Genomic DNA, 24,601 nt, shown 5'->3' on the forward strand with positions numbered 1-24,601 from the left:
AATTGAAACCACCTGTTCATAGGAGGTGCAGATGATGTTGGAAACTGCAAACAGAATACTGAAAAACAGCACTTTCCGCCTAAAGCTGGAGGAGCTTGAAGAGCTTGAAAAGGAGCGTATTTTCTGCGGACACGGGCTTGAACATCTCCTTGCTGTGGCGAGGATGACCATGCTCATATGCATAGAGAGAGGAATATCTGCCGAAGAGGATATCGTTTATTCCGCAGCACTTCTCCATGACATAGGCAGAGTTGAGGAATATACACAGGGGATTCCCCATGAGACAGTTGGAGCAGAAACGGCACAGCGGATATTGTCTGAGGTCGGCTGCGGCAGTAAAAAAGCAGAGAAAATAATCGGTATCATACGTTCTCACAGGAGTGAGGGCGACAAAGCCGATACACTGGAAGCTGTATTTTACGAAGCTGATAAAAAGTCAAGAATGTGCAGCTTCTGCAAGGCGCAGAACGAATGTAACTGGCCAAATGAAAAGCGAAATGATCATATAGAGGTATGAGTATGAAGATAGGCAATAAAGAATTTGACGTAAGCAGCAATTGCTACATTATGGGAATACTGAATGTTACTCCTGATTCTTTTTCAGACGGCGGACGGTTCAATAATATGGACTCTGCCCTGAGACAGACCGAAAAGATGATAGAAGAGGGAATGGACATACTTGATATCGGCGGCGAATCAACCCGTCCCGGATATACAAAGATATCCGATGATGAGGAGATACAGCGTACAGCACCTGTTATAGAGGCTGTAAAGAGCCGCTTTGATGTGCCCATATCCCTTGATACTTACAAATACAAAGTTGCAGAAGCAGGCATTAGTGCAGGTGCAGACCTTATCAACGATATATGGGGACTTAAATACGACAACGGCGAAATGGCATCACTGATAGCTAAAAATAACAAAGCCTGCTGTCTTATGCATAACAGGGAGAATATGGACTACACTTCCTACTTCGATGATGTTATATCGGATATGGAGGGAACTGTTAAAATAGCGGAAAAAGCAGGAATTGCCCGTGACAGGATAATCCTTGACCCAGGAGTAGGCTTTGCCAAGACATATGAGAACAACCTCGAAGTCATCGACCGCATGGACGAGTTTTGTAAAAGGCTGGGCTATCCCGTATTGCTGGGAGCTTCGAGAAAATCAGTCATAGGACTTACTCTTGACCTGCCCTCAGATGAGCGTCTTGAAGGAACTATAGCTCTTTCCGTTATCGGAGCAATGAAGGGGGCGGCTTTTCTCCGCGTTCACGATATAAAAGAAAACGTTCGCGCCGTAAAAATGACAATGGCAGTGATGAAAGGCTACAAAAATGGACAGGATATGCATTGATGAACTGAAAATATTTGCTCATCACGGTGTATTTGAGCATGAGAACATAAACGGACAGAATTTCTACGTTAATGCTGTGCTTTATGTTGATACCGAAAAGGCAGGTCTTACCGATGAACTGGAACATTCAGTGGATTATGGCATGGTCTGCGGAGTCATAAAAGAAGCCATGACGCAGAAAACTTATAAGCTTATAGAAGCAGCTGCGCAGGCTGTAGCAGTAGCCGTGCTTAAAAGCTCACCGCTAATAGTCCGCACGGATATCGAGATAAGGAAGCCTGAAGCACCTATAGATATGGAATTCGGCTCTGTATCTGTAAAAATAAGCCGCAGCTGGCATACTGCACTTATCGCACTTGGTTCAAATATAGGCGACAGCAAAAGCATTATTGCAGAAGCTGTGAAAAAGATAGAGCAAAACGAGTATATCCGCAATATAAAGCAGTCGTCACTTATAGTTACCAAGCCCTATGGCTATACGGAGCAGGGCGATTTCCTCAACGGAGCACTTATGTGCGAGACAGTGCTTTCGCCGCATGGACTCCTTGATCTTATGCATGGTATAGAAAATGAAGCAGGCAGAACCCGTGAGATACACTGGGGACCGAGGACGCTTGACCTTGACCTGATATTCTACGACAAAAATATCATATCCGAGCCCGATCTCACAGTTCCTCACCCCGATATGCAGAACAGAGACTTCGTACTCAGACCTGCGGCAGAGCTTATGCCTGATTATGTACACCCTGTGCTTGGCTGTAAAGTTTCGGAACTTCTTGAAAGGTTGAATGAAAAATGATCAATATAGTGGCAGCAGTAGCTGCAAATGGTGTTATAGGCTGCAACGGGAAGATACCGTGGGACATTCCCGAGGACAGAGCTTTTTTTCGCAAGCTTACAAAAGGAAATATATGTATAATGGGCACGAGGACCTATGAGAGCATAGGCAGACCGCTGCCCGACAGGATAAATATAGTCGTTTCTTCGTCGCAGAGCCTTTTTTCGCGCAATCTGCGAACTGTGAAAAGCCTTGACGAAGCTGTGAAGCTCGCTCAAAAATGTGCGGAGCAGTGCGGGGGAGATATGGAGATATACCTCTGCGGCGGAAAAAGGATATACGCCGAGGGACTTGAGATAGCCGACCGTATTTACCTTACCGAGCTTGACCGCCCATATGAGGGAAATGCTTTCTTCCCCGAGTTTGACAAAAGCAAATATGAGCTTGTACAGCATGAACGTCGAGACGATCTTGGACTGAGCTTTTCCGTATACGAAAAGAAGAACAAATGATGTACATAATAAAAAAACAACTCATTTTTGTGTTTTTATAAGTCGTGATTAAAAGTTAATTAAACGTTTATGCAGCCGTTTCCGAAAACATTTACAGGAAGCGGCTGCCTTTTTATTTTTGTGTGACTTGTATCTCATTTTGATAAAAAAGTATGGTTTTACTGCTGATTTGATATTGGAATTACCACTGTTAACAATATAACTAAAAGTTGTTTTTTTAAAGCAATTCAATCACGAATGGTATAAAATCCACTTAAACTGCATTTTTTACACCTTATTGTTAAAGCTTATTGGTAGTACCAATTTTTACATTTAATTAAAATAGCAAATTATGGCAACTTAAATTAATTACAGCAAGTATTGGCTTGTGTTTATTAGCCAAATAGTTTATCCTGTAAGGGAAATATATAGAGCATTTGCTCATCAGGGGTTTATTTAATCATTAATTTGTCGACACAAAAATAAAAATGTTTAAACAAAGGAGTGATTAGAGTGAGATCAAACACACTCAAAAAGGTCATCAGCGGAACCGTATCTGCACTGATGATCGCTGCAAGTATCCCATCAGTTGCATCAGCTGCTGACCAGCAGACACGCGGCAACATCGGCGGTTTTGATTACGAAATGTGGAATCAGAACGGTCAGGGACAGGCTTCAATGAATCCAAGTGCAGGATCCTTCACCTGCTCATGGAGCAACATTGAGAACTTCCTTGCTCGTATGGGCAAGAACTACGACAGCCAGAAGATCAACTACAAGAAGTTGAACGGCATCACACTTGAGTACGATGTAGAGTATACACCAAGAGGAAATTCCTATATGTGTGTATACGGATGGACGAGAAACCCTCTCATGGAATATTACATCGTAGAAGGCTGGGGTGACTGGAGACCACCCGGAAATGACGGAGAAAATAAGGGTACCGTAACTCTCAACGGAAACACTTATGATATCCGCAAGTCCATGCGTTACAACCAGCCGTCACTTGACGGAACAGCTACATTCCCTCAGTACTGGAGCGTTCGTAAGACAAGTGGTTCAGCTAACAATCAGACAAACTACATGAAGGGCACTATCGATGTAAGCGGTCACTTTGATGCTTGGGAAAAAGCAGGACTTGATATGTCAGGTACACTTTATGAAGTTTCACTCAATATTGAAGGCTACAGATCAAACGGATCAGCTAACGTTAAGAGCGTTTCAGTCAAGACAGGTTCAGGTCAGTCAGATGTAACTGTTGAAACAGGAAATACTACAGGTGGCGGCAATGTTGGCGGCGGCTTCGACATGGGCGGCTTTGATATGAGTCAGTTCGGCGGCGGAAACGGCGGCTTCGATATGAGCCAGTTCGGCGGCGGAAACGGCGGCTTCGATATGAGCCAGTTCGGCGGCGGAAACGGCGGCTTTGATATGAGCCAGTTCGGCGGCGGAAACGGCGGCTTTGATATGAGCCAGTTCGGCGGCGGAAACGGCGGCTTTGATATGAGTCAGTTCGGCGGCAATGGCGGCGGAATGAACTGGGGCGACTTCGGCGGCAATGGCGGCGGAATGAACTGGGGCGACTTCGGCGGCAATGGCGGCGGAATGAACTGGGGCGACTTCGGCGGCAATGGCGGCGGAATGAACTGGGGTGATTTCGGCGGCAATGGCGGCGGAATGAACTGGGGTGATTTCGGCGGCAACGGCGGCAACAACGGTGGCAACATCGACTGGGGCGGTATGGCTGGCGGCTTCAACAACGGCGGTGGAAACATCGGCGGCGATGCAGGCAACGGCGGTAACGCAAACAAGGGCCTTAACGCAAAGATCAAGAACGATATGCCTACAACAGTACCGAGCGGCAACGAGGCAAAGGGCTGCAAGGTTGAAAAGAAAACATATAACTGTAAATTCACAGGCGGACAGAAGAGCTGTAACGTTGTTCTTCCTCCTAACTATGATCCAAGCAAGAAATATCCTGTAATGTACGTTCTCCACGGCATCGGCGGTGACGAGGGCAGCATGGTAAGCGGTATGGGCGTACAGGAACTTATGGCTGGACTTATCGGTAACGGCAAGGCTGAGGAAATGATCATCGTACTCCCAAGCCAGTTCACAAGCAAGAACGGCAGTCAGGGCGGCGGCTTCGGTATCAATCAGGAGACTTGCGCTGCATATGACAATTTCCTCTATGACATCTCGGACAGCCTTATACCATACATTGAAGCTAATTATCCTGTAAAGACAGGCAGAGAGAACCGTGCTATCACAGGTTTTTCAATGGGCGGACGTGAAGCTATCTATATCGGACTTATGAGACCTGACCTCTTCGGTTATGTCGGCGGTGCTTGTCCTGCACCTGGTATCACACCGGGTAAGGATATGTTCATGGAGCATCCCGGCTGTATGACAGAGAGCGAAATGAAGTTCAGAGACGTAGGACCTGAGCCATATGTATTTATGATCACAGGCGGTACAAACGACTCAGTTGTTGGTACATTCCCTAAGTCTTACAGTGATATACTCACAAGAAACGGTGTTGACCATGTTTACCAGTCAATTCCTGGAGGCGGACACGGTGCAGACTCAGTAAAGCCACATCTCTACACATTTATGAGATACGCATTCAAGGGCACTGAGGCAGCTGTAGTAACAACAACTACTACAAAGGTTACTACAACAACTACTACCACAACGACTACAACTACAACAAAGCCTGTTACAACCACAACTATCGACATCAAGGCAGACCTCAACTCCAAGGTAACAAAGTGGGGCGATGCTAACTGTGATGGTACAGTTGATATGGGCGACGTAGTTGCTATCATGCAGGCACTTGCAAGTCCTGATAAGTATGGTCTTAAAGATCAGGGTAAGCTCAACGGAGACGTTGCAGCTGCAGGTTCAGGTATCACAAGCAATGATGCACTTGTTATCCAGAAGTTCCTTTTAGGAAATATCTCTTCTCTCCCCGAGAGCTATATGCAGTCAGTTTCGTAATAATTATTGATATCCCAACAGAAGCGTACCGCATTTGATGCGGTACGTTTCTTTTTATACGGTATTGAAATACAGAAAAGGAAGTGGTATAATATATTTATATTAATTAATTTGAAAGGACCAGAAAATATGAGTGACATTATTAATAAGATACCATGCGGGCTTACAGAGTCCGAGGTCAGCTGTTCATGCTGTGAGCTTGGCGATATCAAAGCAGATGCAGTAAAAGATTATGATATAGTAGTTGTTGGTGCAGGAGCTTCTGGCGTACCTGCGGCAGGCTGGGCAGCGGAGCTCGGTGCAAAAACAGCTATTCTTCAAAAAGAAGCGGGAGTAGTATCTCAGGGCAACTGCGGCTCTGCAATAATAAAGTCACGTTCCACAGAAGCAGGTATAGCAAAGTGGATACATCATACAAACAGCCTTTGCGACTGGAGAGCTGACACAAAGCAGCTCCGCGCATATGCCGAACACTCCGAGGAAGCGATGATGTGGTTCTTAAATCGCGCAGGACTTACCAAAGAGACTGAATACGGCGACGGAAGCAAGGTGGACAACAATGCCGAAAGCGCGAAACTCCTCAATGACGGTGACAAGCTCTGCGCATTCAGAAGCACCAGCGGCGACTTCACAGGCGTATGGAAAGACCGTATGAACAGCTATGACTACGGCGATGACCATTGTTACTTCTGGGCTCCGTGGATAGGTCCGAAGCCGCTTAATGTAGGCAATGCCCTGCATAATGCCCTCAATAACATAATGGTAAAGCATGACAACCTTGATGCATACTTCTCCACACCTGCCGTTAAACTTGTCATGGACGGAAAGAGAGTTGCAGGCGTCATCGCAAAGGACAAGGACGGCAAGTACATTCAGTTCAACGCTTCAAAGGCAGTAATACTTGCAACAGGCGACTATACCAACAATCCTGCAATGGTACAGCGTTGGTGTCCTGATATAGCCGAATTTGACAAGAAGCAATTCGGCAAGACAGGTGACGGGCATATACTTGCCATAAGTGCAGGAGCTGAAATGGAAAATCTCGGACATACAAAGATGATGCATGATTTTGACTCTGCGCTTATGTTTGAAGAGCCTTTCCTCTATTTAAATATGAACGGTGAACGTTTCACCAACGAGTATACAGGCTTTGTATATATGGGCAATCTTCTGAAATATCAGCCTAAATTCAAGGGAAGTATGCTCGATGCCGACCATAAGGACGGCTCAAAGGGCTGGTACTGCACTATTTACGACAGCGATTACGTTAATTGGGATAAGGACGAGTTCGTTGACGGCTGTGTACCGCCGTTCGTTATGGAGAAGTTCATTCCGGGAGCAGTTGAAGAGCCTCAGGGCGTATTCAAGAACCTTATCGACCTGCACAGATGTGATACTCTTGAGGAGCTTGCAGCCGAGCTTGGAATACCATACGATAAGATGAAGGCTTCAATAGACCGATATAACGAGCTCTGCGACAAGGGCTGCGATACTGATTTCGGCAAGCCTGCAAAGTATATGCACAAGATTGAAAAAGCACCTTTCTGGGGTGCAAGAAAGCATATCAGAGTGTCGGCAGAGGTATCTGGAGTCATCACAAATGAGAATGCACAGGCTCTTGATGCCGAGGGCAAGCCTATACAGGGACTTTACTGCGCAGGCAATCTTGGCGGACCATTCTACGGTGGAGCTGATTATCCATTCCACCAGACAGGACTATCTCTCGGTAGATGCTATACTTTCGGCATGATAGCCGCAAAACACGCACTCGACGTTACAAAATATATCATCTAAACTTTAAAGGACGCTTTTCAGCGTCCTTTTTGGTTATTATGTCGTTAAAAATTATATTGAAATACCTGTAAAGTTATGATATAATTAATAAAAAGGAGATGATACTTTTGAGGATAGCTGATATTATAAAAAAGGCTGCTGCAGGCATTGGGGCGGCAGTAATGATGATGAGCTTTTCTGCTTGTTCAAAGACAGAAATACACGAAGTTGAAGTTGTGCATGAAACAAAAGTACCGCCGAAGATGATGTTTCTCGGCGACTCCATAGCAGCAGGCTACGGACTTGACGGATATAAAAAGGGCGACAATTACAACTGCCCCTCGTATTCAAATATACTGAAAAACAAGTATACATCGGAGCTTGAAGGCGAGTGCGGACATACAATGGTAAACGAAGCTGTATCAGGCTATACCTCCTCAGACCTTATCACTCAGATACAGAGCGGAGAGCTTGACAGCGAACTTAAAGACGCAGATGCTGTTGTAGTTTCTATCGGCGGAAATGACCTTCTCGGAATACTGTTCAAGCTTATCGACAGTCTCGGTATAGAAGATATCAATAATTTTGATGTGAAGGATATCGACTTCGCAGGTGCAGCGGTTGCCTTACTTGGCATGGGAAGCGAAGCGGACAAGGCACTTGAGCAGTTCACGGTGAATATTGATATCATATCATCTGAGCTGAAAAGCAGAACTGACGGAACAGTATTTGTGCAGACTCTTTATGATCCTGTTGAATACTTCGACAGACTTTCCGTGATAACTGAATTTACGGCTCAGAATATAGAAAAGCTCAACAATATCATTTCCGAAAAGTCGGCAAACGGATATAAAGTCATAGATGTTGCGCCGCGTTTTAAGGGCAGAGCAGATGAGCTTACCAATATCAAGAAAATGGATATCCACCCAAATGCAGCAGGACATGAGATCATTGCCGAAGAAGTGGATAAAGCTTTCCGTGCAACGGGATTTTCCTATGTGACGACTGAAAAAGTGGAGCAGAAGTCCACCGATGTGGCAAAAACAGCTCTTTTATGGAGCAGTGTGGGAATTGCATTACTTGTAATAATATTTGGAGTTATTTTTGCTTTGCGAAAAAAGTCTAAAAAATAAAACGAAGCCTGAAAGGAGCTATATACTTCTTTCAGGCTTTTATTTGTTCTGTTTAAGTAAACTTACTTCATTTTCGGTCAGTCTGCGGTATTCTCCATGTTTCAGTGCAGTATCAAGCTCCAGAGAACCGATGCTGTCTCGGCGAAGGTAGAATATCTTGCAGCCAACAGCTTCCATTATCCTTTTTACCTCATGCTTTTTGCCTTCATGTATGGTAAGTGTTGCCGCAAAAGCAGCACCGTCGGGATTTTTCATGTATTTTTCGCGGCGTTCGAGAGGAATAAACTCTTCAAGCTCCCGTATTCTGTACTGCCTGCAAAGTCGGAATTCCGCTGGCTTTGAGGTGAAGCCATTCATAGCGATACCATTCTCGATGAGCTGTATTTTCTCAGCATTGACAGTTCCCACAGCATAGAAAAAATAGGTCTTGCTGATATGCCTGTCAGGCTGCATTATTTTGAAATCAAGGTCGCCGTCATCAGTTAGTATAAGGAGTCCGTAGGTGTCCTTGTCAAGCCTGCCTACGGGGTGTAGCTTCTTTGCTAGTTCGGCAGGGAAGTAGTCCATAACAGTTTTGTGGAACGCATCTGAACAAGCAGTAACGCAGCCATGTGGCTTGTTGAACATATAGTAAAGCATTATAATTCTATGGTATCGCCTATGTTAAGGTGATTTTCGCTGAGATAGCTGTCAGACAGCTTTATAGTCTTTTCGTTTCCGTTTTCGCCTTTGACAACTACGCTGCACATGGGCTCTTCTCCGTCGGGAACTCCCTCGCAGCCGTAATCCCATTCGATTATTTCAAGTATGGTATATTTCAAAGCATTTCCTCCCTGATATATTTTAGCAGACCGCGGCAGCCCTCGTCGATATCGCTGTAAGCCTTGCCGAAATCGCGGCTGTACCACGGATCGGAGACATCATCTCCGCGCCCTGCAAAGGTGAGTAGCTTATATACTTTCCCGCCACTGTCGCTGCCAAAAATGCGGTTCATATTGCGAATATTGGCAGTGTCCATGCCTATGAACAGGTCGTATTTATCATAGTCGGATCTCCTGAGCTGTACAGCAAACTTTCCGCCACAGCCGATACTGTGCTTTGCAAGCTCGGCTTTTGCAGGCGGATAGATCGAGTTGCCAAGCTCCTCGGTACTTGTCGCACTTGAAGCAACGAATATCTCATCTGAAAGACCGCAGTCGGCGATAAGCTTTTTCATTATAAATTCAGCCATAGGAGAGCGGCATATATTGCCATGGCAAACAAACATGATTTTATACATCTTCTCAAATCTCCTTAAATGTTTGATAATCTTCGTAAAATAGCCTCAAAGCTCGTTTTAACACAACATGAATAAAAAAAGAATATTTTCTTATAATTCTGCATATTTTTTCATATTTTCTCATGTTTTTCATTGCAAGCGTGGAAAAACTGTGGAAAAAAGTTCGACCATATATTGGGCTACACCAGTGTTTTTTTGTGAATTTTTACTACGATAAAATGGTAAAATGAATGTTTAATGCTAAACGATACCGTATAAGCGCTTCATCTCTTTCTCCGCATCTTTATACTGGACGTGAGTATACGTATTCAATGTAACGCTTATGTCTGTATGTCCCATTATGTACTGAAGCATCTTGGGGTTCATACCGTTCTTAGCCATGTTAGTGCAGAAGGTATGCCTGCAGATATGCGGAGTGATAGCAGGCAGCGGCAGACGGCCGATGTCGTTGTTATACTTCTCCCTAATGCGCTGCATATACTTTTCCCAGTGCTGTGCCACAGTCGGCTTTGAATTCTTGTCCAGAAACAGAAATCCTACGCGGCCTCCTATAACTGGCTCTGTTCTGACTCTTTTGCGCCTGTTGATTATTCTTATGAAGCAATCAGCGACTTCAACGGTCATAGGTATGTACCTGATGCCCTTCTCCGTTTTGGGAGCCTGAAGGATATACTTCATATTACTGGCTTGTATGAGCTGGTGGTCTACCTTGATACGATTCTTCTCAAAATCAATGTCGGATACAGTCAGCCCACAGAATTCGGAAATACGCAGTCCAGTGTTAAACAGGATGAAAATTGCTTCATAGTATTTGCTATAGGTCTTATCCTGCTTAATAAATTCAAGATAGTCGGCCTGCTGTTTTTCTGTTATAGACTCTCTAGTGACGCTGTCATTGATGATTACTGTTGACAGAGGAAACTGAAATGGATTCTTTCGTATCAGATCATCATTCTCAGCCATCTGAAACGCTGGCCTTAGAACGCCTCTGATGGTATGTATCGAGCTGTATCCTTTACCGTCCTCACGCTGTAACTTTATCAGTCATGCCTTGGCATCAGATATCCGGACAGTATCGATCCTCCTGCTTCCGAAGGGATCGTTCCTGATGATGTTGAGCACGGTCTTGTAACCTGTCTCAGTGTTGATTCTTACACCAGTCTTCAGAGAGACATATTTCTCAGCTAAGGAAAGAACGGTGTATTCGCCACCGTTTGAAAGAATGTGATTATATTTATCTTTTTCAATCTGCCTCTCCATTTCCCTTAACGACAGCCCTTTGCGTTTATTTGCCGGAGCAGGGTCAGCATCATCCAATCGCCAGCTGGTTACTTCTTTCCGCTTACCTGAAATATCAACGTAGTTGAAACGATATTTGCCGTCTGCACGTTGGCTTTCTCCGTCTCTTAGGATACGACCTTTTTGGTCTCTTCTCTTCTCGCTCATTAGAACACTCCTTTCTGAAAAGAGACCCGAACTTGCAGGTTAATTATAACACAAGTCCGGGTCTATTTCAATAGTTTTGAGAGCTATAATGCTGTTGCCTGATCTAAGAATCTTTCGAACTTGATTCTTTTGAACAGCACCCTGTTACCGTTCATTATTATAAAATCAGCGTCAGGATGTTCTTCTGCGATTCTTCTGAGCTTAGTTTCTCCGATGTGATAGTATTCAGCAGCTTCAGTTACTGTTAAAGCATATCTTTGCCAGATTGGAATTGTGATATTCTCCATTGTTTTCACCTCCTCCACTATAATCAGTAAGTAACTGCAATTTTAATATACGATCTTGAGAAATCCGCCTATGCTGTCAAGGAAATTAGTTAATTTTTCCATTGTTAACGGACGAGCAGATTTGTCGTATCTGCTTAAGGTACGCTTAGAAAGTCCAAACAGGTTAGCTAACTCTGAAGCCGTAATACCTTTTTTTTCTGTATTTTACGAATTTTATTCCATAAACGATCGTAAGTAGGAAGCCTTGAAGATTTACTAATATAAACTTTTTATGCGTAGACTCCGAATAACATGTTTTCCCCTCAAGTGAAATCAATGTCTGAAGATATGTACTAATTTTATTTATAAGCATGAGACATTCTTCCTGCTGTATATCGTGGCGCAGCTTCATTTTAAGCTTTATAATTGTCTGTGCCACTACATGATCCAACTGTTCGTTTACGCGTCTATCTACCTCTTCCGCAAAACACTCGCGATATTTCTGCAATACATCCATATATTCAATAGCCGTAAGACCAAGGTATCCTGTAATATAGTCTTCAAAACTTTCTTTCTTCATTATTATTTCCTCCTAAAATACTTTTTTTACTTATGGGACGGCCTTTACGGCCGTCCCAGTTATTCAATATTAATCTTATTTATCTAAATATGCCTCTTCTTCACTAGTATAGTTATCATCATGAGCAGGTTTAAACGCAACGGTCTTGCCCTTAAGTGTTGTTATACCATTCTCGCAGCGATAACGACTGTAGAAAGGACCGTTGTCAAAGCAGTTACCTTTCTGAAGAGAATCAGCCTCATACTTGTCGCAGCCAAAACGATTAGCGTAGCGAACAAGATCATCACCTTTTGAACGGTAACCACGGACTCTGCCACAGTTGCCGACTACCCTTCCAAACGGTGTAGTCGGATCAGGATAGGACTGAGAAGCGAGGAGCATTGTTATACCGTGTTTCCCCCCTTTGCGGAGCAGGGTATTGACAGCACCTTTTTCATGAAGATATAAATCCTGAGCTTCATCGATTACAACCGTGTACTTCTCATAAGGATGACACTGCTTATAGCCGTAAAGACTTTCGAGAAGTATATCAATTATTTCCGAACCTTTACCAACGCCGTCAGCTCCTGTTGAAATAACTATGATAGGTTTACCCTGAGCCTGTGCAAATTCGGCCCAGTTGTTCTTTGTCTGGGTAGTCTCTCTGAGGTCATCGAGGACAGCATCTATTTTATAAAGAAGCTTGCGATGTATCTCGTCCTTAGCAGGACTTTCATCCTCCTTAATGTCTTCACATATGTACTTAGAGATATCAAAGATAGTCATTTTGTAGTTACTCTTCATGTCTCTAAGCATGCGTTTTATAACATTTTTCAGTATCTGCTCTTCATAGCTTCCGAGCGTTCTTGACATCATTGTATATATTCTTAACAAGCGATCCTTCTTCTCCTTATATGTGTAGCAGCCACGCAGGTCGAATAAGTCTATCGGCAGGCCGTCTTCGTAGACGTTCCAAAACGAGAAGTATTTCACTCTAAGATTCTTGTCGATGTGCTTGTCGATTTCTGTCGGGGTAAAGCCACCTGTTTGGTCAAATATGTAGACAACGTCTGCGCCTTCTATTACAACCTTTTCAACAGCTCTGTTAACCAATGCGAATGACTTGCCTGAGCGTGAAGTACCAAAAAATACTTCATGGATATTATCGTCTGCTTCTGGGATAAACACATACCCTGCGGCTCTTGTGCCATCTGCGTTGTACAGTATCGGAACGAATTTCACAGGATATTCGCCGACGTTAAACCAGTACTCATTATAAATGATGTCATCGACATATTCCTTAGCTTCTGCGTTCAGTACCGATCTTGAATATGAGAACACCTCGATATCGTCAAGCACACCTGCATCAAATGCGACATTGAGCTTTCTCTTGTTCGTATGCTTGTCCTTCAACAAGCCTTTTTTGTTTAAATGTTTATTCATTTTCGTAACACTCCTTGTATGTAATTTCGGTATAATGATATTATTAATCGTATCTTCGTTCATGTTGATGGATTTGTCCTCTACTCTGATGAATGCTGTATGAACATCTTCTGCATAATAAGGTGGACCATACTGCTTTGTTATGGTCAGTTCTCCGCTTAGAATAGCACTGCTAACCGTTGACTTGAACTCACGACAGATAATGTCGCTCATAGATGTTTTCGATGTCGCCTTATTCTTGAACCATCTAAATATATCTTTATAATCAGAATCTGTAACAATGCCCAATCTCTTCAGGATATTAGCTGTCGCCAGTGTCATAATCATAGTATCTGTAATATCAACAATTCCAACGAGCCTAATTATATTAAGAGCTGCTTTTATTCCTTCACGTACAAGCTGTCTAGCCGTATCTGGATTATTGTATAGATATTCCTGTAAGGAAAAATCAAACATTCCTGATAAACGTTGTAAAACAGGTATATTATTGGGGACAATATTATCGCTGCAGTTAATGTAGTAGACAGGATACTCATCTGGAATACATTCAGGTATAGCTGTGATAAACGTTATGATTTTACGTGTTTTATCCTCGGTACCATTCTCTCCTGTAATATCCCACATGACCTCTTTGAACGCATTATCAAGGTTATGACCTTCATCGAAAATCCCCGAAAATGTAAGAAGTACAGTTATATCATTGGCAGTAGCGAGTTCTTTTCTCACCTTTGTGATACGATCTGAAAGTGCCTGAACAACTGTAGACGTATAGTTCTTCCTCTTCGTAAGAGTGATAACTGATTCTCTCTCAGCGTCATTATTGTACGTAAAGGTGAAACCGCGATCAGGATGAAGGCCCTCTGCTCCAAACAGGGGTAGAAGAATGGTCTCATCGCGTACTGTAGTAGCAAGTATAGCCCCTAAGCAGTTCGGCAGAGCCTTACGATAGATTGCTGCTATATCCTTGAAAGGAAGAGTGTGGGAAACCATTTTATGCTCTCTAAATTCCATAGGGAACAAATCTTCCAGACCAGAGATTACTGACTCAGCAGATATGTATGTCGTCACTCCATTTTGTAATGTAACACCACCTGCGTGCTTGGGAATCGTCAGATATTTTTTGTTTTGACATTCACGAAGAGAACGCAAGAAGCATTCATAATGCTTCTGTACACTGACATTAATTCCTTTTCTAGCAAAGGGCGTTTGCCTGCGAAATTCCTCTATGGTTATTAAGCCATCTCGAAAAACCAACGGCTTTGTCCTGTCTTTAAGGCATACTACTATATGCTCACATTTGCCTACTGCGTAAGGATTACAAATCAATACGAAGGTTGGAGTTCCTTTCCAGACAAAATTGCGCTTACCTGTTTTATTGTTGACCTCGTGATACTCAAGGCTGTACTGGTTTTTCACCAGGATATTATTCTCATAGGTAGAATCTGTAGCCATCGAATCAGGAATATATACAACTAGGCAGCTGCTCAACACCATCAACAGTATAAGTATCGCTGATAAGAGCAGATGCAGAGGATAATTTCATGCCCTCCTTCTTTATTCCTTCCTCTTGAAACTGCTTTAACACTTCAAGCTGAAATTCTTCCTTGTGAGCCAAAAAGAGTTGCTCTTCCTTTTTTTGGCAATCTCATCAGCTTTATTATCAATTAATTTATCAAGTTCTTCTGCTTTCTGAGTTACAAATTCTATATTACAACCACAGTCGAAAACAAAATCCCATGTGCTATCAGCCATTTTTACCACCTCTTATAATAGTATTGTAAGTATAGCAGACTCCCGAAGGAGTCTACTTACATAATTTAATCATTAAAAGAATCTTTTGTGACCCATTTCAAAGCTTCTCTTGCAGTTTCACCTATAAACTCACGAAGTGGGCGTCTAGGAAATGCCAAGTCCATCGCCTCTAAAACCTTCACGACATCATCCTTATTTTTTACACAAAGGCTAAACACACTCTTTCTAGCTGTTGCTATGATTTTATAGTAACCGTATTCATTGATGTCCATTGAAAGTCTATATGAAATACGCTTGGACTTACCTTTTAATTCAATCTCTCTATCTGAACAGTGTTCCGTAAGAGTTTTCTGAATAAATCCGAGACCTTCAATTATGTCTTGTGTGTTGGTTTCATAGTGCGTTTCGTCAATTTCGGCGTAGGCCAGATAATTCTTGTCTGACACCTCAACTAACTTTACATCGCCCAACTTAACTATTTTTTCCATAGTTACTCTCCTTTATAATATGATTTTGGGGTAAACGATCCGTAAGAACTGCTTACTGTAGATATATTATAATCCAGATTGCTTGTATTGTCAAAAATTTTAAGTTTTTACAAAATGCCTATAATACGAAAAAAGCACCCTGCATTATAATTACAGAGTGCTTTCTAGGCTAAAACCCGAAAACAAAAAGTTTTATATTCGAAGTAAATTATAACTTTGGGAGAGATGTGCTCTTAGATGTTAGCTCTTTAAAATATTTTACGCATGCTTCCCAATTATCAAAAATAGTATCCGCTTGTTTATATGATAATCTGAATATCAACCTGCAAACCATATTTTCTGGTGTAGGGGCATCAATGTAGTAACCTGCTCTTTTCAACATTTCACGGCTCTGAGTCTCGTTAAGGCCTAATTTATGGCAAATATACATAGCTGTTTTAAGTTTAGGCGGTGAACCGTTATTAAGATATCTCTTTATCATTGTGCCGCTTAAACCAAATTTTTCTTCATATTCTTTAATGATATTATTCGCTTCATGTGTGAAATCTCCACTTTCGTCTTTAACCTGAACAGGATCTCTGTTATCCTCAAACATATAATAACTTAGGACTTCGAAGTATGTTTGCATTGTATTTAGTCGGCTGTCTTCTTTTGCAAAATCATCAATATTCGTTTTAAGTTCATCAGGGATACAAGCTTCATATTGTTTCAGAGGTTCTTCGTCGATTTTATAGAGGTAAGTATGTCCGTAGTTTATGTATTTTTCGTCTTTATTATAACCGCTTTTTACAACAAACTTTATACAGCACTCATCAGCGTGCTCCCTAGCATAATTGGTAAGCTGAAAATGAAGACCTGTTTCGTTTATAAGAATATTTATATACTTTTGATCAACCAGACATACGATATATCCGAGATATATGTATCTGCCGCTGTATATTAGATCCGCAAACTCCTTATTCTCATACAGTAACCGTTCATAGTTACTACTTTTAATAACAAAGGTCTCGTTATCTTTGAGAGTATTTATCGGGAAAATGAACGGCGGCATAAGTTTTCCGTCACATTCATTAAATGTACCGTCAACAAAATCAAACCCTAATTGGCGCATACGTTCTTTTGCAACAATGCAAGATACACCATATATTTCTGCTAATTCTTTTACACATGCTTGATTTCGATCTCCACGATTCGTTATTTCGTATTTATTTTTAACTTTCAAAGTGGCTATGGTTAAATTGTCATTAATGGTACAACTAGGAATAGCAAGCCTCATAGCAAGAACATCGGCCTGCCACTCAGCTATGCAAAGCGCTTTCTGAGTATCGGTCATGTTTTCAGCAAGAGTAAACGGTCCCGTTGAAAAATTCAGTTCAATATTTTCTTCTCCTAACAATTGAAGCAGTTTTAAAAATCTTCCATGAAACATCAAGTGAACTAACTCGTGAGCAATAGTGACACGAACCCCTCCGTCATACTCCACTGCATACTTATTATAGTTAAGAAGAATGGTACTATATGAAGCGCGTATGTTCTCTATTTTGGGCATTAGACAATGTTCTGTCTGAACATTATGAATGATTTCACAAACAGACTCAGACAGTATAATTTGTCCCATTATGTTTTGATCCAGAGGAGCGAAATAAAGCATTCCTTCCGCTTTCAGACTCTGTATGCATAGTTTATCGTCTGTAAAAAAACGTTTTCGTCATAACAATAAAACAGCTCATTTCCGATACGTTCTAACTCACTATCAGGCAAGTCTGGAAGTATGAACTGCCATAAGAGATTATCCTTAGGGAATTCATCTTCATTAATGTTTCTAACTGCAATGACATTGATATCTTTGAACTTCTGTTCAAGGTTTCCTGTTAAGGTTATAATAAATGAACGGCTGCAATTCTTTTTTTCTACAACTATATTAGCCGATATACCAAGCTCAATTTCAACATTGAACTGAGCATCATCATTGATACATACTAGTGACCGTACTACAGGAGCCTTTATCTGACGGCAGCTTTTTACTTCATTCTTAAGATGCTCCTCGATTGCACTTGTAATAAGGTCAATATGTTCTTCTTGAAAGTAATCTTTTAAGTTGTCATATTGTGCCATAGTCAGACCTCCTCGATTGATACGCTGCCTATCATACAGATCTAAAAATAATATTTTTCTAAGCAATTACGTCTTTTCAGAAAAATCATTTTTCAATTTTCGCCCCAAAGGCCTCTTTTTGAGAAAAATGGGAGTTCATTTTTTCAAAAAAACGTAATCGTCTACAAATTTTATGTTTTTATCTCTACGCCCCCGCTTCTGCGGGGACGAGCTTAAATATTTTTTGTTACTTAATTTATTGCCTATATGATTCATCAGCTCACTCAAGTTTCCAGCCGTTGTCGCCGTGATATATCATCAGCCTGGTCATACCGCCGTCGATGCAGATGTTCTCGCCTGTAATGAAACCTGCTTTGCCGGAGCATAGAAAAAAACCATATTGGCAATGTCAAGGGGATTTCCCACACGTCCGCAGGGCTGCTGATAGGCGTCGGGACCTTCGTAAACCTTGTATGACGTATCAATCCACCCTGGGGATATTGAGTTCACACGCACCTTGCCTGCAAGGCTGACCGCAAGCGCGTGAGTGAGCGCAGCTATACCGCCCTTTGCCGCAGTGTAACTTTCGGTCTGAGGCTGACTCATACGATCACGAGAAGACGAGATATTTATGATACTTCCGCCTTTGTTGAAGTGGGGCGCGAACAGCTTCGACAGGTAAAACGGCGCAGTCACTCCGACCGCCAGCGCATACTGAAACTCCTCATAGCTACACGCGTCGATACCTTTCATCAGCGGTAGAGCATTGTTGATAAGGAAGTCGATGTGTCCATACTCTGCTATGACCTGCTCCGCGAACTTTTCAAGCACAGACTTGTCAGCGATGTCACCGACAAAGTGATCGCCGTCAGCCTTGTCTATAACACACACCATCGCACCATTCTTGCGTAACTCCTCGGCTATGCACTTTCCAATACCATTTGCGCCGCCTGTTACTACAGCTACTTTGTTTTTGAACATATCACTCACTCCCGAATTGTTTATCATAAATATCTCCCCAGTCATCACCAAGATATTCCTTAGCTAATGTTTCGATATACAGAGATTTTATTGTCAGGAAGTCATCAAAATCATTGTACTCTTTGATCTCGCCTTCAAATATAGAATACACTTTTCTGTCAGTACGCGAGATATAGACTGTTTCACCATCACCAATTATTGAAGCGATTATAATAATATCGTTTCTCTCGTCAAGTGTACCAATTTCAGGCCATGAAAGCTCTATAAAGCCATCAAGAATATTTGATCCCGCTGAAAGCAACAGCCAGCTTTTGTACTGATGAGGCAAATTGGTACCATTGTCTTTTTCCCATTGTTCGATCTTTTCTATATCACCAGGCGGATCAAAATGTGAATCTTTAAAGTCTGACAGTAGTGAACACATATTTTGATAGTATTCAAACTGTTGCTTTATGATATCATCTATTTCAATTTTTTTCATTTTCAACTCATGTTATTATAAGTAATCTCAAGGACTTGTAACAATTTCACCTGTCCAGTCGATTATTCCGCCGAATTCGTAAATGTGAGTATATCCCATGTCAGCCAGTTTCTGTGAAGCCTCTTTGCTGCGGCGACCGCTTCGGCAGTATATCAGAATGATCTGATCGAGGTCTGGCAGTTCTTTAGGCTGCTCTTTTTCAATAGACTCATTCGGTATCAGTATAGCGTCTGGAATATGACCGCTGTCGTATTCGTCTTGCCGACGAACATCTACGATAATATGCCCGTCATCTGCCTTCATCATTTCCTTGGCTTCTTCCTGCGTTATCTGCTGATAGGTCGCAGTTTCAGAAGCAGTAGTTATCTGAACTTCTGACTTACTGCTCTCTGATGAACTTGTTCCATTGCCGCAGGCTGACAGTAACGTACATAACGAAGTAAAAATGATAAGAGATGTCTTAATTCTCATTTTACGCACCACCTAATGCCTTTAGCAATACGCTTCTCAGGCTCGTTGAAGTGTCCGCCGTTGTTCAATTCAAGAATATGACGGGACACATTTTTATCGCTGCCCACAAGCTCAAACTGTCTACGAGTGCAGTCTCCCACAGTCGCCATAACACGATCGCGAGACTTTTCCTCACGGTCGCCGAGACTGAGATAAACGGAGCTGTTCTGCGGAGCGGTATGACTCTCAGCGTAACTTATCCAGTCCCCGAACCACAGAGAGCCCGAACAGCTGATAACTCCGCTGAATGCCTGACTTTCATAGAACGCCCACAGGCTGAAAAGTCCTGCAAGGGAGTATCCGCAAAGGATACGCTCTCCCAACAGACCGTACTCTTTCTCGCAGTAGTGAACGCACTCGTTCAGAAGCCAGTTCAGCATTTTGTGTCCGCCACCCGAGAAGGACATCTTCTTGTTGAGCGTGAACTCCCACGGCGAGAAGTCTGCGTTCCAGTCCTCGACCTCGTAAACGATATAGTTGCACATCACGTCCTCGCACAACGTAAGGACTTTTTCGATAGTCTCGGAGCTATTCTTCATCTCACCCCAATAAATCGTGGGAAGGTCGGCTCCGTTTATTATGATATGGCAGGTCCTGCCCCTGATCTCAATAGTTTTCATTTTTTCTCCATGTACACAAATTCCAGTTCATCGTTCACGGCTTTCCGAGCAAATATCATATAGCCCAGCTTCTGATACAGACGGATATTATCAATACTTCGTGTGCTTGTGAACAGCTCATACCGCTTATCAGGAAAGCATTTCTCTATCTCGGACAGGAGCTTTGTCCCACAACCTTTATGGCGGTGGTCGGGGTGTACCATGAGCTTACCGATATAGACTGTTCCGTCACGCTCTATTGCTCGTACTGAGCCGATAATAGTATTCTTGTCATCGATCATTTTCAGTATAACGCCGCTGTTCCACTCTTCAACGACTTCATCGAGAGTTTGTTTCAGCGGAGGAATGTCTCTGCTTCCGAACAGGTCAGCCTCGCTCTGATACGCAAGATATTGAAGCTGTAATATTCTTGCAAGTCGTTTCTGTTTGCTTTGAGTATCATATTAGTCTCCTATAGTTCTATCAGCTTACCCGAATTGAAGTAATAGATGTTCTCATTCTTGTATCCGTATTTCGAGTTTGGAACGCTTATATGCGGCTCAAATGTAAAATAGTCCACTGATGAAAGAAGGGCTTTGTTGCCTTTCTCAGTGTATATACGATCATTCTTATCCTTTACGATAGAATGTCCGAGGTTGCCGAGAAAATCAAAGTTTATAAAGCCGTGCGAGACTATGAGCCGATTGATATGGTAATAAAGCTCCTCAAATGTAGTCTGCGGAGTTGCAAATGCGACAAGCTCCTTGTGGAGTTCCTCTTCCATAAGCAGACCTCTGCGCCATTCATTGTTGCGAATACTGTTTATATCATCTGCTACGCTTCCGTTTTCAAGTATTAGCGTTCGGGCATAATCGCCCCAGATGTTATTGTTCTGAGGGCTGAGGTCTATTGTTATGATATCATCTGAAGCTATAATTTTGTCGGAAGTAACGTATTCTCTGCCCGAAACTGAAACCGTAGTTTCATCTCCTGCAAATACAAAAGCTCCTATGTCCCAATACCAGAACGAATCAGCTCCTAATTCGAGCATTTTATCTTCGCAAAGTTGTCTGATATCCGTGAGTTTCATTCCTGCGGTTATCTTAGTTTTTATGAATTCTATCGTATCTTTTGCTATTTTCTGTACTTCTGCGTATTTCATTTCTCTACTCCAATTTTAATATATCGAATCGCCCAATTCATACGCTTCTTTCAATGCTGGGCTGTTCTCGATGTCACTTATATCCTTGACTCCTCGTACAAGTACCGTACCAATACTTTCGAGTTTGAAGAAGTCCAGCACCATTTGGTACTGCATGATTATAGGATCAAACAGATTCGGGAGTTCTGCCGCTCCTACAAGAAGCAGTCCGAGTTTCTTGATGTGGAATGTGTTTCGCATGGGAGTGTGAAGCCTGTCCACGATAGCTTTCAGCTGTGCGCTGATACCATAGAAATACACAGGAGACGCGATGACAACAATGTCCGCATTTCTTAGTTTTTCGTAAATCTGCACCATATCGTCATTCTGGAAACATTTGTTACCTTCGCGTGTAAAACAGCTGTTACAACCTATGCACGGATTCACATTACAGTCCGCGACAGATACTATCTCCACATGGTTATTCCTCGCCGCACCCTCAGCAAAGCTTTGCGTCAAGCGTGCTGTATTGCCGTTTTTTCTCATGCTGCCGATAAATATTATGATGTTACTCATTTCAGCGACCTCTTATTCAAAAACATTTTATACATCTAGGAATCTTTTCGATAACAACCATTATCTCGTCAAGGCGCTTTTCGCCTATACCTTTGATCTTACTAAGCTCAGCCTCAAGAGCCGGAAGATCAATCGTTTTGCCCTGTTCTCCGAGCAGCTCATCTCCGTACTGAAGAATGAAGTTTGTAAGCTCCTCACGGTTCATTTTCTTGATTTTGCGGTAAGTGTCCCTGTCGATGATCTCTTTCTGTCCCATATATATCTCTTTATTCGTTTCTTGTAACATATTATACCATATCACCGATGCAATGTAAATAGAAAAGCCGAACTGCCTCGAAGGGCGGTTCTCATGGTTAAATCATTGATTTTGTACGTTACGAGGTCTTCGGGACCACAATCCGACACTGACGGATTTTCGGTAGTTTTTCATGTTTTAATAGAATCCTGTTTTGCACCTATTTTTCGAGGGCTAAAGTTGATTTGACGCTTATTGCCTTTGCAGAAAAAATCTTAAAACTGTAGGAAAAGTGTAGGAAAATTAACACCATAAATGATTCTGAAGATAGGCACTGTACTACTCTTGTATGATTGAAAAATATCATTTGTTCTTGACACCAAATTATTTTTATGCTATACTAATCTCAATAAATGATACTAGTGGAGGCGTTATGGAGAAGCTGATAAAAATACTTACAGATCCTATTTCAAACAGGATCATTCAACTTATTCGTATAAACAAGCGTATGACTGTCTCTGAAATACTGTCTCGTATGCAGGATATTCCGAGGGCAACTGTTTACCGTAAGACGGAGCGTATGCTAAAAGCCGATGTTATTGAAGTGGTCGATACGCATAGGATACGCGGTCAGATTGAAAACGTATACGCATTGAAGAATTATTTCATATCACCGCCTCAGAACGGAGCTGACGGCATGAAGATAATGACGTCCACTATTATACAGATATTTGAGCTTTGTAGCAGCTATTTCAAGCGTGATGATGCAGATGTAAACAGAGACAAGCTATTCGTACTGAACTATGCGCTTTCACTTTCTGACAGAGATTTCGCTTCAATGCTCAACGAAATATACGCTATAGTCGATAAATACCAGAGCAAACCAATTACGGAAAACTCTCATATCCGCAATCTATATCTTATGTCCATGCCTTCGGGAGGAGAACAAAATGAGCAGGAAAAATGTTATTCTGAATTGTTATCGTGAAAAGGGAGTATGCTTGTATGAGTATCCAATGATAAACGGCTTGAAACAGTATATACAGGTTCGAGGCGCTGATCGTACCGCACCGCTGATGTTATTTATACATGGCGGTCCCGGAGGTTCTATTGCAGGTCTCTGCCATGTGATGCAGACAGAATGGGAAAAGCATTTTACAGTAGTAAACTGGGATCAGCGAAATACTTGCAAAACACTTCTTGCAAACAAGGATAAAACCGATGAGATTGCTGAGACCGGAAGCATTTCAGACTATACTTCAGATATTGACGCTGTGATAAAGTATCTTCATACGGTATATGAATTTGAAAAGATCATAATCGTAGGTTTTTCATGGGGAAGTATTATAGGTACAGAATACGCTAAGCTTCATCCTGAGAATGTTTCATGCTATATTGGTATTGGTCAGCTGATAAACCATAGCGAAGGATTGAAGTATTCATGTAATTGGATAAAGGAGCTTGCAAAGGATGTGCCCTCTGATACTGCTAAAACAGATGAATTACTGAAACGTATTGAAAGCGGTTTGGTATTTAACAGTGATACTATGAAAGCTTTAAGATCATTTTCAATGTTGGGTTCAAAATACATATCCAAGGACAGCAGAACGTTTCCGTTAAAAGCACTGCTTTGTTCGCCTTTCCTGAGTTTCCGTGAGAAATTATCTATGCTTAATTCGGATTTCAGGAACTTCAAGGGAACATACAAAACACTTATGACATATGATTTCAGACATGATCTGCATTTTGATGTGCCTTTGCTTTTTGTAAGCGGTGATGAAGATTTCGTATGCCCGAATCAGCTGCTTATGCAATGCTTTGAGAATATTAAAGCCCCTGTCAAGAAAAGTGCAGTGATACCGAAAGCGTCACACACCTGCTTCTTTGATCAGCCTGAAGAATTTGTCAGGACGATTACAGATTATATCAGCAATTGAAACTATGATGGCGTTTTTTGTACAACTCACATACAAGCTTCATAATAGCGATATGCTACTTCATTTTTCACTGGCTGCTACACAGGCTGCAATAAGCGAAAAGAAGTAATTCGGAAATATACTCAGATTGGCTATTTTACGCTGAATCTGGACGATGCTAAAGAATACCTTTACGCAAAGTCTACTAAGCGTAGGATACTAAACTGGCACGATATTCACGTTAATGTGTTTATCTGAATAAAATAATAAGGCTCTCACAGTTTCGGCTGTGAGAGCTTTTTTG

28 protein-coding genes and 1 pseudogene are annotated in these 24,601 nt (G+C 42.1%); 9 read left to right on the forward strand and 20 right to left on the reverse strand.

Annotation, left to right across the window (positions count from 1 at the left end; translation table 11 throughout):
• Positions 1–31: 31 nt before the first annotated feature.
• From QZZ41_RS03660 to QZZ41_RS03690, 7 genes are all read left to right on the forward strand, one after another.
• The gene (locus QZZ41_RS03660) at positions 32–517 is read left to right on the forward strand and encodes an HD domain-containing protein (protein ID WP_295068327.1); all 486 of its coding nucleotides are present in this window, start codon (positions 32–34) and stop codon (positions 515–517) included.
• 2 nt (positions 518–519) lie between these two features.
• Positions 520–1,356, forward strand: coding sequence for a dihydropteroate synthase (gene folP / locus QZZ41_RS03665; RefSeq protein ID WP_295068330.1), 837 nt, complete (start codon positions 520–522; stop codon positions 1,354–1,356).
• Entirely contained in the window at positions 1,337–2,155 is an 819-nt protein-coding gene (gene folK, locus QZZ41_RS03670) for a 2-amino-4-hydroxy-6-hydroxymethyldihydropteridine diphosphokinase (protein WP_295068333.1), read from the forward strand. The genes folP and folK overlap by 20 nt, the downstream gene beginning before the upstream one ends.
• On the forward strand, positions 2,152–2,646 hold the full coding sequence (locus tag QZZ41_RS03675; protein WP_295068336.1) for a dihydrofolate reductase: 495 nt from the start codon (positions 2,152–2,154) through the stop codon (positions 2,644–2,646). Before folK ends, QZZ41_RS03675 begins: the two co-directional genes overlap by 4 nt.
• A gap of 492 nt (positions 2,647–3,138) precedes the next feature.
• On the forward strand, positions 3,139–5,625 hold the full coding sequence (locus QZZ41_RS03680) for a glycoside hydrolase family 11 protein (RefSeq protein ID WP_295068339.1): 2,487 nt from the start codon (positions 3,139–3,141) through the stop codon (positions 5,623–5,625).
• 129 nt (positions 5,626–5,754) lie between these two features.
• Positions 5,755–7,419, forward strand: a complete 1,665-nt coding sequence (locus tag QZZ41_RS03685; protein WP_295068341.1) for an FAD-binding protein — start codon at positions 5,755–5,757, stop codon at positions 7,417–7,419.
• A gap of 107 nt (positions 7,420–7,526) precedes the next feature.
• Positions 7,527–8,531 carry an SGNH/GDSL hydrolase family protein gene (locus tag QZZ41_RS03690; RefSeq protein WP_295068343.1) on the forward strand — a complete coding sequence of 335 codons (1,005 nt, stop codon included), beginning with the start codon at positions 7,527–7,529 and terminating at the stop codon, positions 8,529–8,531.
• 39 nt (positions 8,532–8,570) lie between these two features.
• On the opposite strand, the gene QZZ41_RS03695 is transcribed toward QZZ41_RS03690, so the two are convergent.
• The 20 genes and pseudogenes from QZZ41_RS03695 to QZZ41_RS03785 form a co-directional block, all read right to left on the reverse strand.
• Entirely contained in the window at positions 8,571–9,170 is a 600-nt protein-coding gene (locus QZZ41_RS03695; RefSeq protein ID WP_295068345.1) for a pseudouridine synthase, read from the reverse strand.
• Complete coding sequence (locus tag QZZ41_RS03700) at positions 9,170–9,352, reverse strand: hypothetical protein (protein ID WP_295068347.1); 183 nt, start codon at positions 9,350–9,352, stop codon at positions 9,170–9,172. The genes QZZ41_RS03695 and QZZ41_RS03700 overlap by 1 nt, the downstream gene beginning before the upstream one ends.
• Positions 9,349–9,810 carry a low molecular weight protein-tyrosine-phosphatase gene (locus QZZ41_RS03705; RefSeq protein ID WP_295068349.1) on the reverse strand — a complete coding sequence of 154 codons (462 nt, stop codon included), beginning with the start codon at positions 9,808–9,810 and terminating at the stop codon, positions 9,349–9,351. Before QZZ41_RS03705 ends, QZZ41_RS03700 begins: the two co-directional genes overlap by 4 nt.
• 240 nt (positions 9,811–10,050) lie before the next feature.
• Positions 10,051–10,773, reverse strand: a complete 723-nt coding sequence (locus QZZ41_RS15405; protein WP_367267434.1) for a site-specific integrase — start codon at positions 10,771–10,773, stop codon at positions 10,051–10,053.
• A gap of 81 nt (positions 10,774–10,854) precedes the next feature.
• Entirely contained in the window at positions 10,855–11,256 is a 402-nt protein-coding gene (locus tag QZZ41_RS15410) for an integrase DNA-binding domain-containing protein (protein WP_367267435.1), read from the reverse strand.
• An 83-nt stretch (positions 11,257–11,339) separates the two neighbouring features.
• Positions 11,340–11,543, reverse strand: a complete 204-nt coding sequence (locus QZZ41_RS03715; RefSeq protein ID WP_295068351.1) for an excisionase — start codon at positions 11,541–11,543, stop codon at positions 11,340–11,342.
• A gap of 163 nt (positions 11,544–11,706) precedes the next feature.
• Positions 11,707–12,102: a hypothetical protein gene (locus QZZ41_RS03720; protein WP_295068353.1), complete on the reverse strand. Its 396-nt coding sequence runs from the start codon at positions 12,100–12,102 to the stop codon at positions 11,707–11,709.
• 75 nt (positions 12,103–12,177) lie between these two features.
• Positions 12,178–14,535, reverse strand: a complete 2,358-nt coding sequence (locus QZZ41_RS03725; RefSeq protein WP_295068355.1) for a hypothetical protein — start codon at positions 14,533–14,535, stop codon at positions 12,178–12,180.
• 567 nt (positions 14,536–15,102) lie between these two features.
• Positions 15,103–15,276, reverse strand: a complete 174-nt coding sequence (locus QZZ41_RS03730; protein ID WP_295068357.1) for a hypothetical protein — start codon at positions 15,274–15,276, stop codon at positions 15,103–15,105.
• A gap of 65 nt (positions 15,277–15,341) precedes the next feature.
• Entirely contained in the window at positions 15,342–15,764 is a 423-nt protein-coding gene (locus tag QZZ41_RS03735; RefSeq protein WP_295068359.1) for a hypothetical protein, read from the reverse strand.
• Positions 15,765–15,972: 208 nt separating this feature from the next.
• Positions 15,973–17,382, reverse strand: a complete 1,410-nt coding sequence (locus QZZ41_RS03740) for a hypothetical protein (RefSeq protein WP_295068361.1) — start codon at positions 17,380–17,382, stop codon at positions 15,973–15,975.
• 44 nt (positions 17,383–17,426) lie between these two features.
• Entirely contained in the window at positions 17,427–17,879 is a 453-nt protein-coding gene (locus tag QZZ41_RS03745) for a hypothetical protein (protein ID WP_295068363.1), read from the reverse strand.
• Positions 17,880–18,138: 259 nt separating this feature from the next.
• Positions 18,139–18,839: pseudogene (locus QZZ41_RS03750) on the reverse strand (SDR family oxidoreductase).
• Position 18,840: 1 nt separating this feature from the next.
• A complete protein-coding gene (locus QZZ41_RS03755) occupies positions 18,841–19,320 on the reverse strand; it encodes a hypothetical protein (protein WP_295068365.1) in 480 nt (159 codons plus the stop codon).
• A 27-nt stretch (positions 19,321–19,347) separates the two neighbouring features.
• The gene (locus tag QZZ41_RS03760; RefSeq protein WP_295068367.1) at positions 19,348–19,791 is read right to left on the reverse strand and encodes a rhodanese-like domain-containing protein; all 444 of its coding nucleotides are present in this window, start codon (positions 19,789–19,791) and stop codon (positions 19,348–19,350) included.
• The gene (locus tag QZZ41_RS03765) at positions 19,788–20,450 is read right to left on the reverse strand and encodes an alpha/beta hydrolase-fold protein (RefSeq protein WP_295068369.1); all 663 of its coding nucleotides are present in this window, start codon (positions 20,448–20,450) and stop codon (positions 19,788–19,790) included. Before QZZ41_RS03765 ends, QZZ41_RS03760 begins: the two co-directional genes overlap by 4 nt.
• Positions 20,447–20,857 carry a GNAT family N-acetyltransferase gene (locus tag QZZ41_RS03770; protein ID WP_367267440.1) on the reverse strand — a complete coding sequence of 137 codons (411 nt, stop codon included), beginning with the start codon at positions 20,855–20,857 and terminating at the stop codon, positions 20,447–20,449. The genes QZZ41_RS03765 and QZZ41_RS03770 overlap by 4 nt, the downstream gene beginning before the upstream one ends.
• A gap of 44 nt (positions 20,858–20,901) precedes the next feature.
• Positions 20,902–21,591 carry a M24 family metallopeptidase gene (locus QZZ41_RS03775; protein ID WP_295068371.1) on the reverse strand — a complete coding sequence of 230 codons (690 nt, stop codon included), beginning with the start codon at positions 21,589–21,591 and terminating at the stop codon, positions 20,902–20,904.
• A 15-nt stretch (positions 21,592–21,606) separates the two neighbouring features.
• Positions 21,607–22,146, reverse strand: a complete 540-nt coding sequence (locus QZZ41_RS03780; RefSeq protein ID WP_295068373.1) for a flavodoxin family protein — start codon at positions 22,144–22,146, stop codon at positions 21,607–21,609.
• Between the two features lie 16 nt (positions 22,147–22,162).
• Entirely contained in the window at positions 22,163–22,402 is a 240-nt protein-coding gene (locus QZZ41_RS03785; RefSeq protein WP_295068376.1) for a hypothetical protein, read from the reverse strand.
• A 412-nt stretch (positions 22,403–22,814) separates the two neighbouring features.
• Here QZZ41_RS03785 and QZZ41_RS03790 point away from each other — a divergent pair, with 412 nt between their 5' ends.
• Together QZZ41_RS03790 and QZZ41_RS03795 are read left to right on the forward strand one after the other, a co-directional pair.
• Positions 22,815–23,369, forward strand: coding sequence for a helix-turn-helix domain-containing protein (locus QZZ41_RS03790; RefSeq protein WP_295068377.1), 555 nt, complete (start codon positions 22,815–22,817; stop codon positions 23,367–23,369).
• Entirely contained in the window at positions 23,332–24,318 is a 987-nt protein-coding gene (locus QZZ41_RS03795; protein WP_295068379.1) for an alpha/beta hydrolase, read from the forward strand. The genes QZZ41_RS03790 and QZZ41_RS03795 overlap by 38 nt, the downstream gene beginning before the upstream one ends.
• Positions 24,319–24,601: the final 283 nt, after the last annotated feature.

This window comes from Ruminococcus sp. (assembly GCF_016283395.1).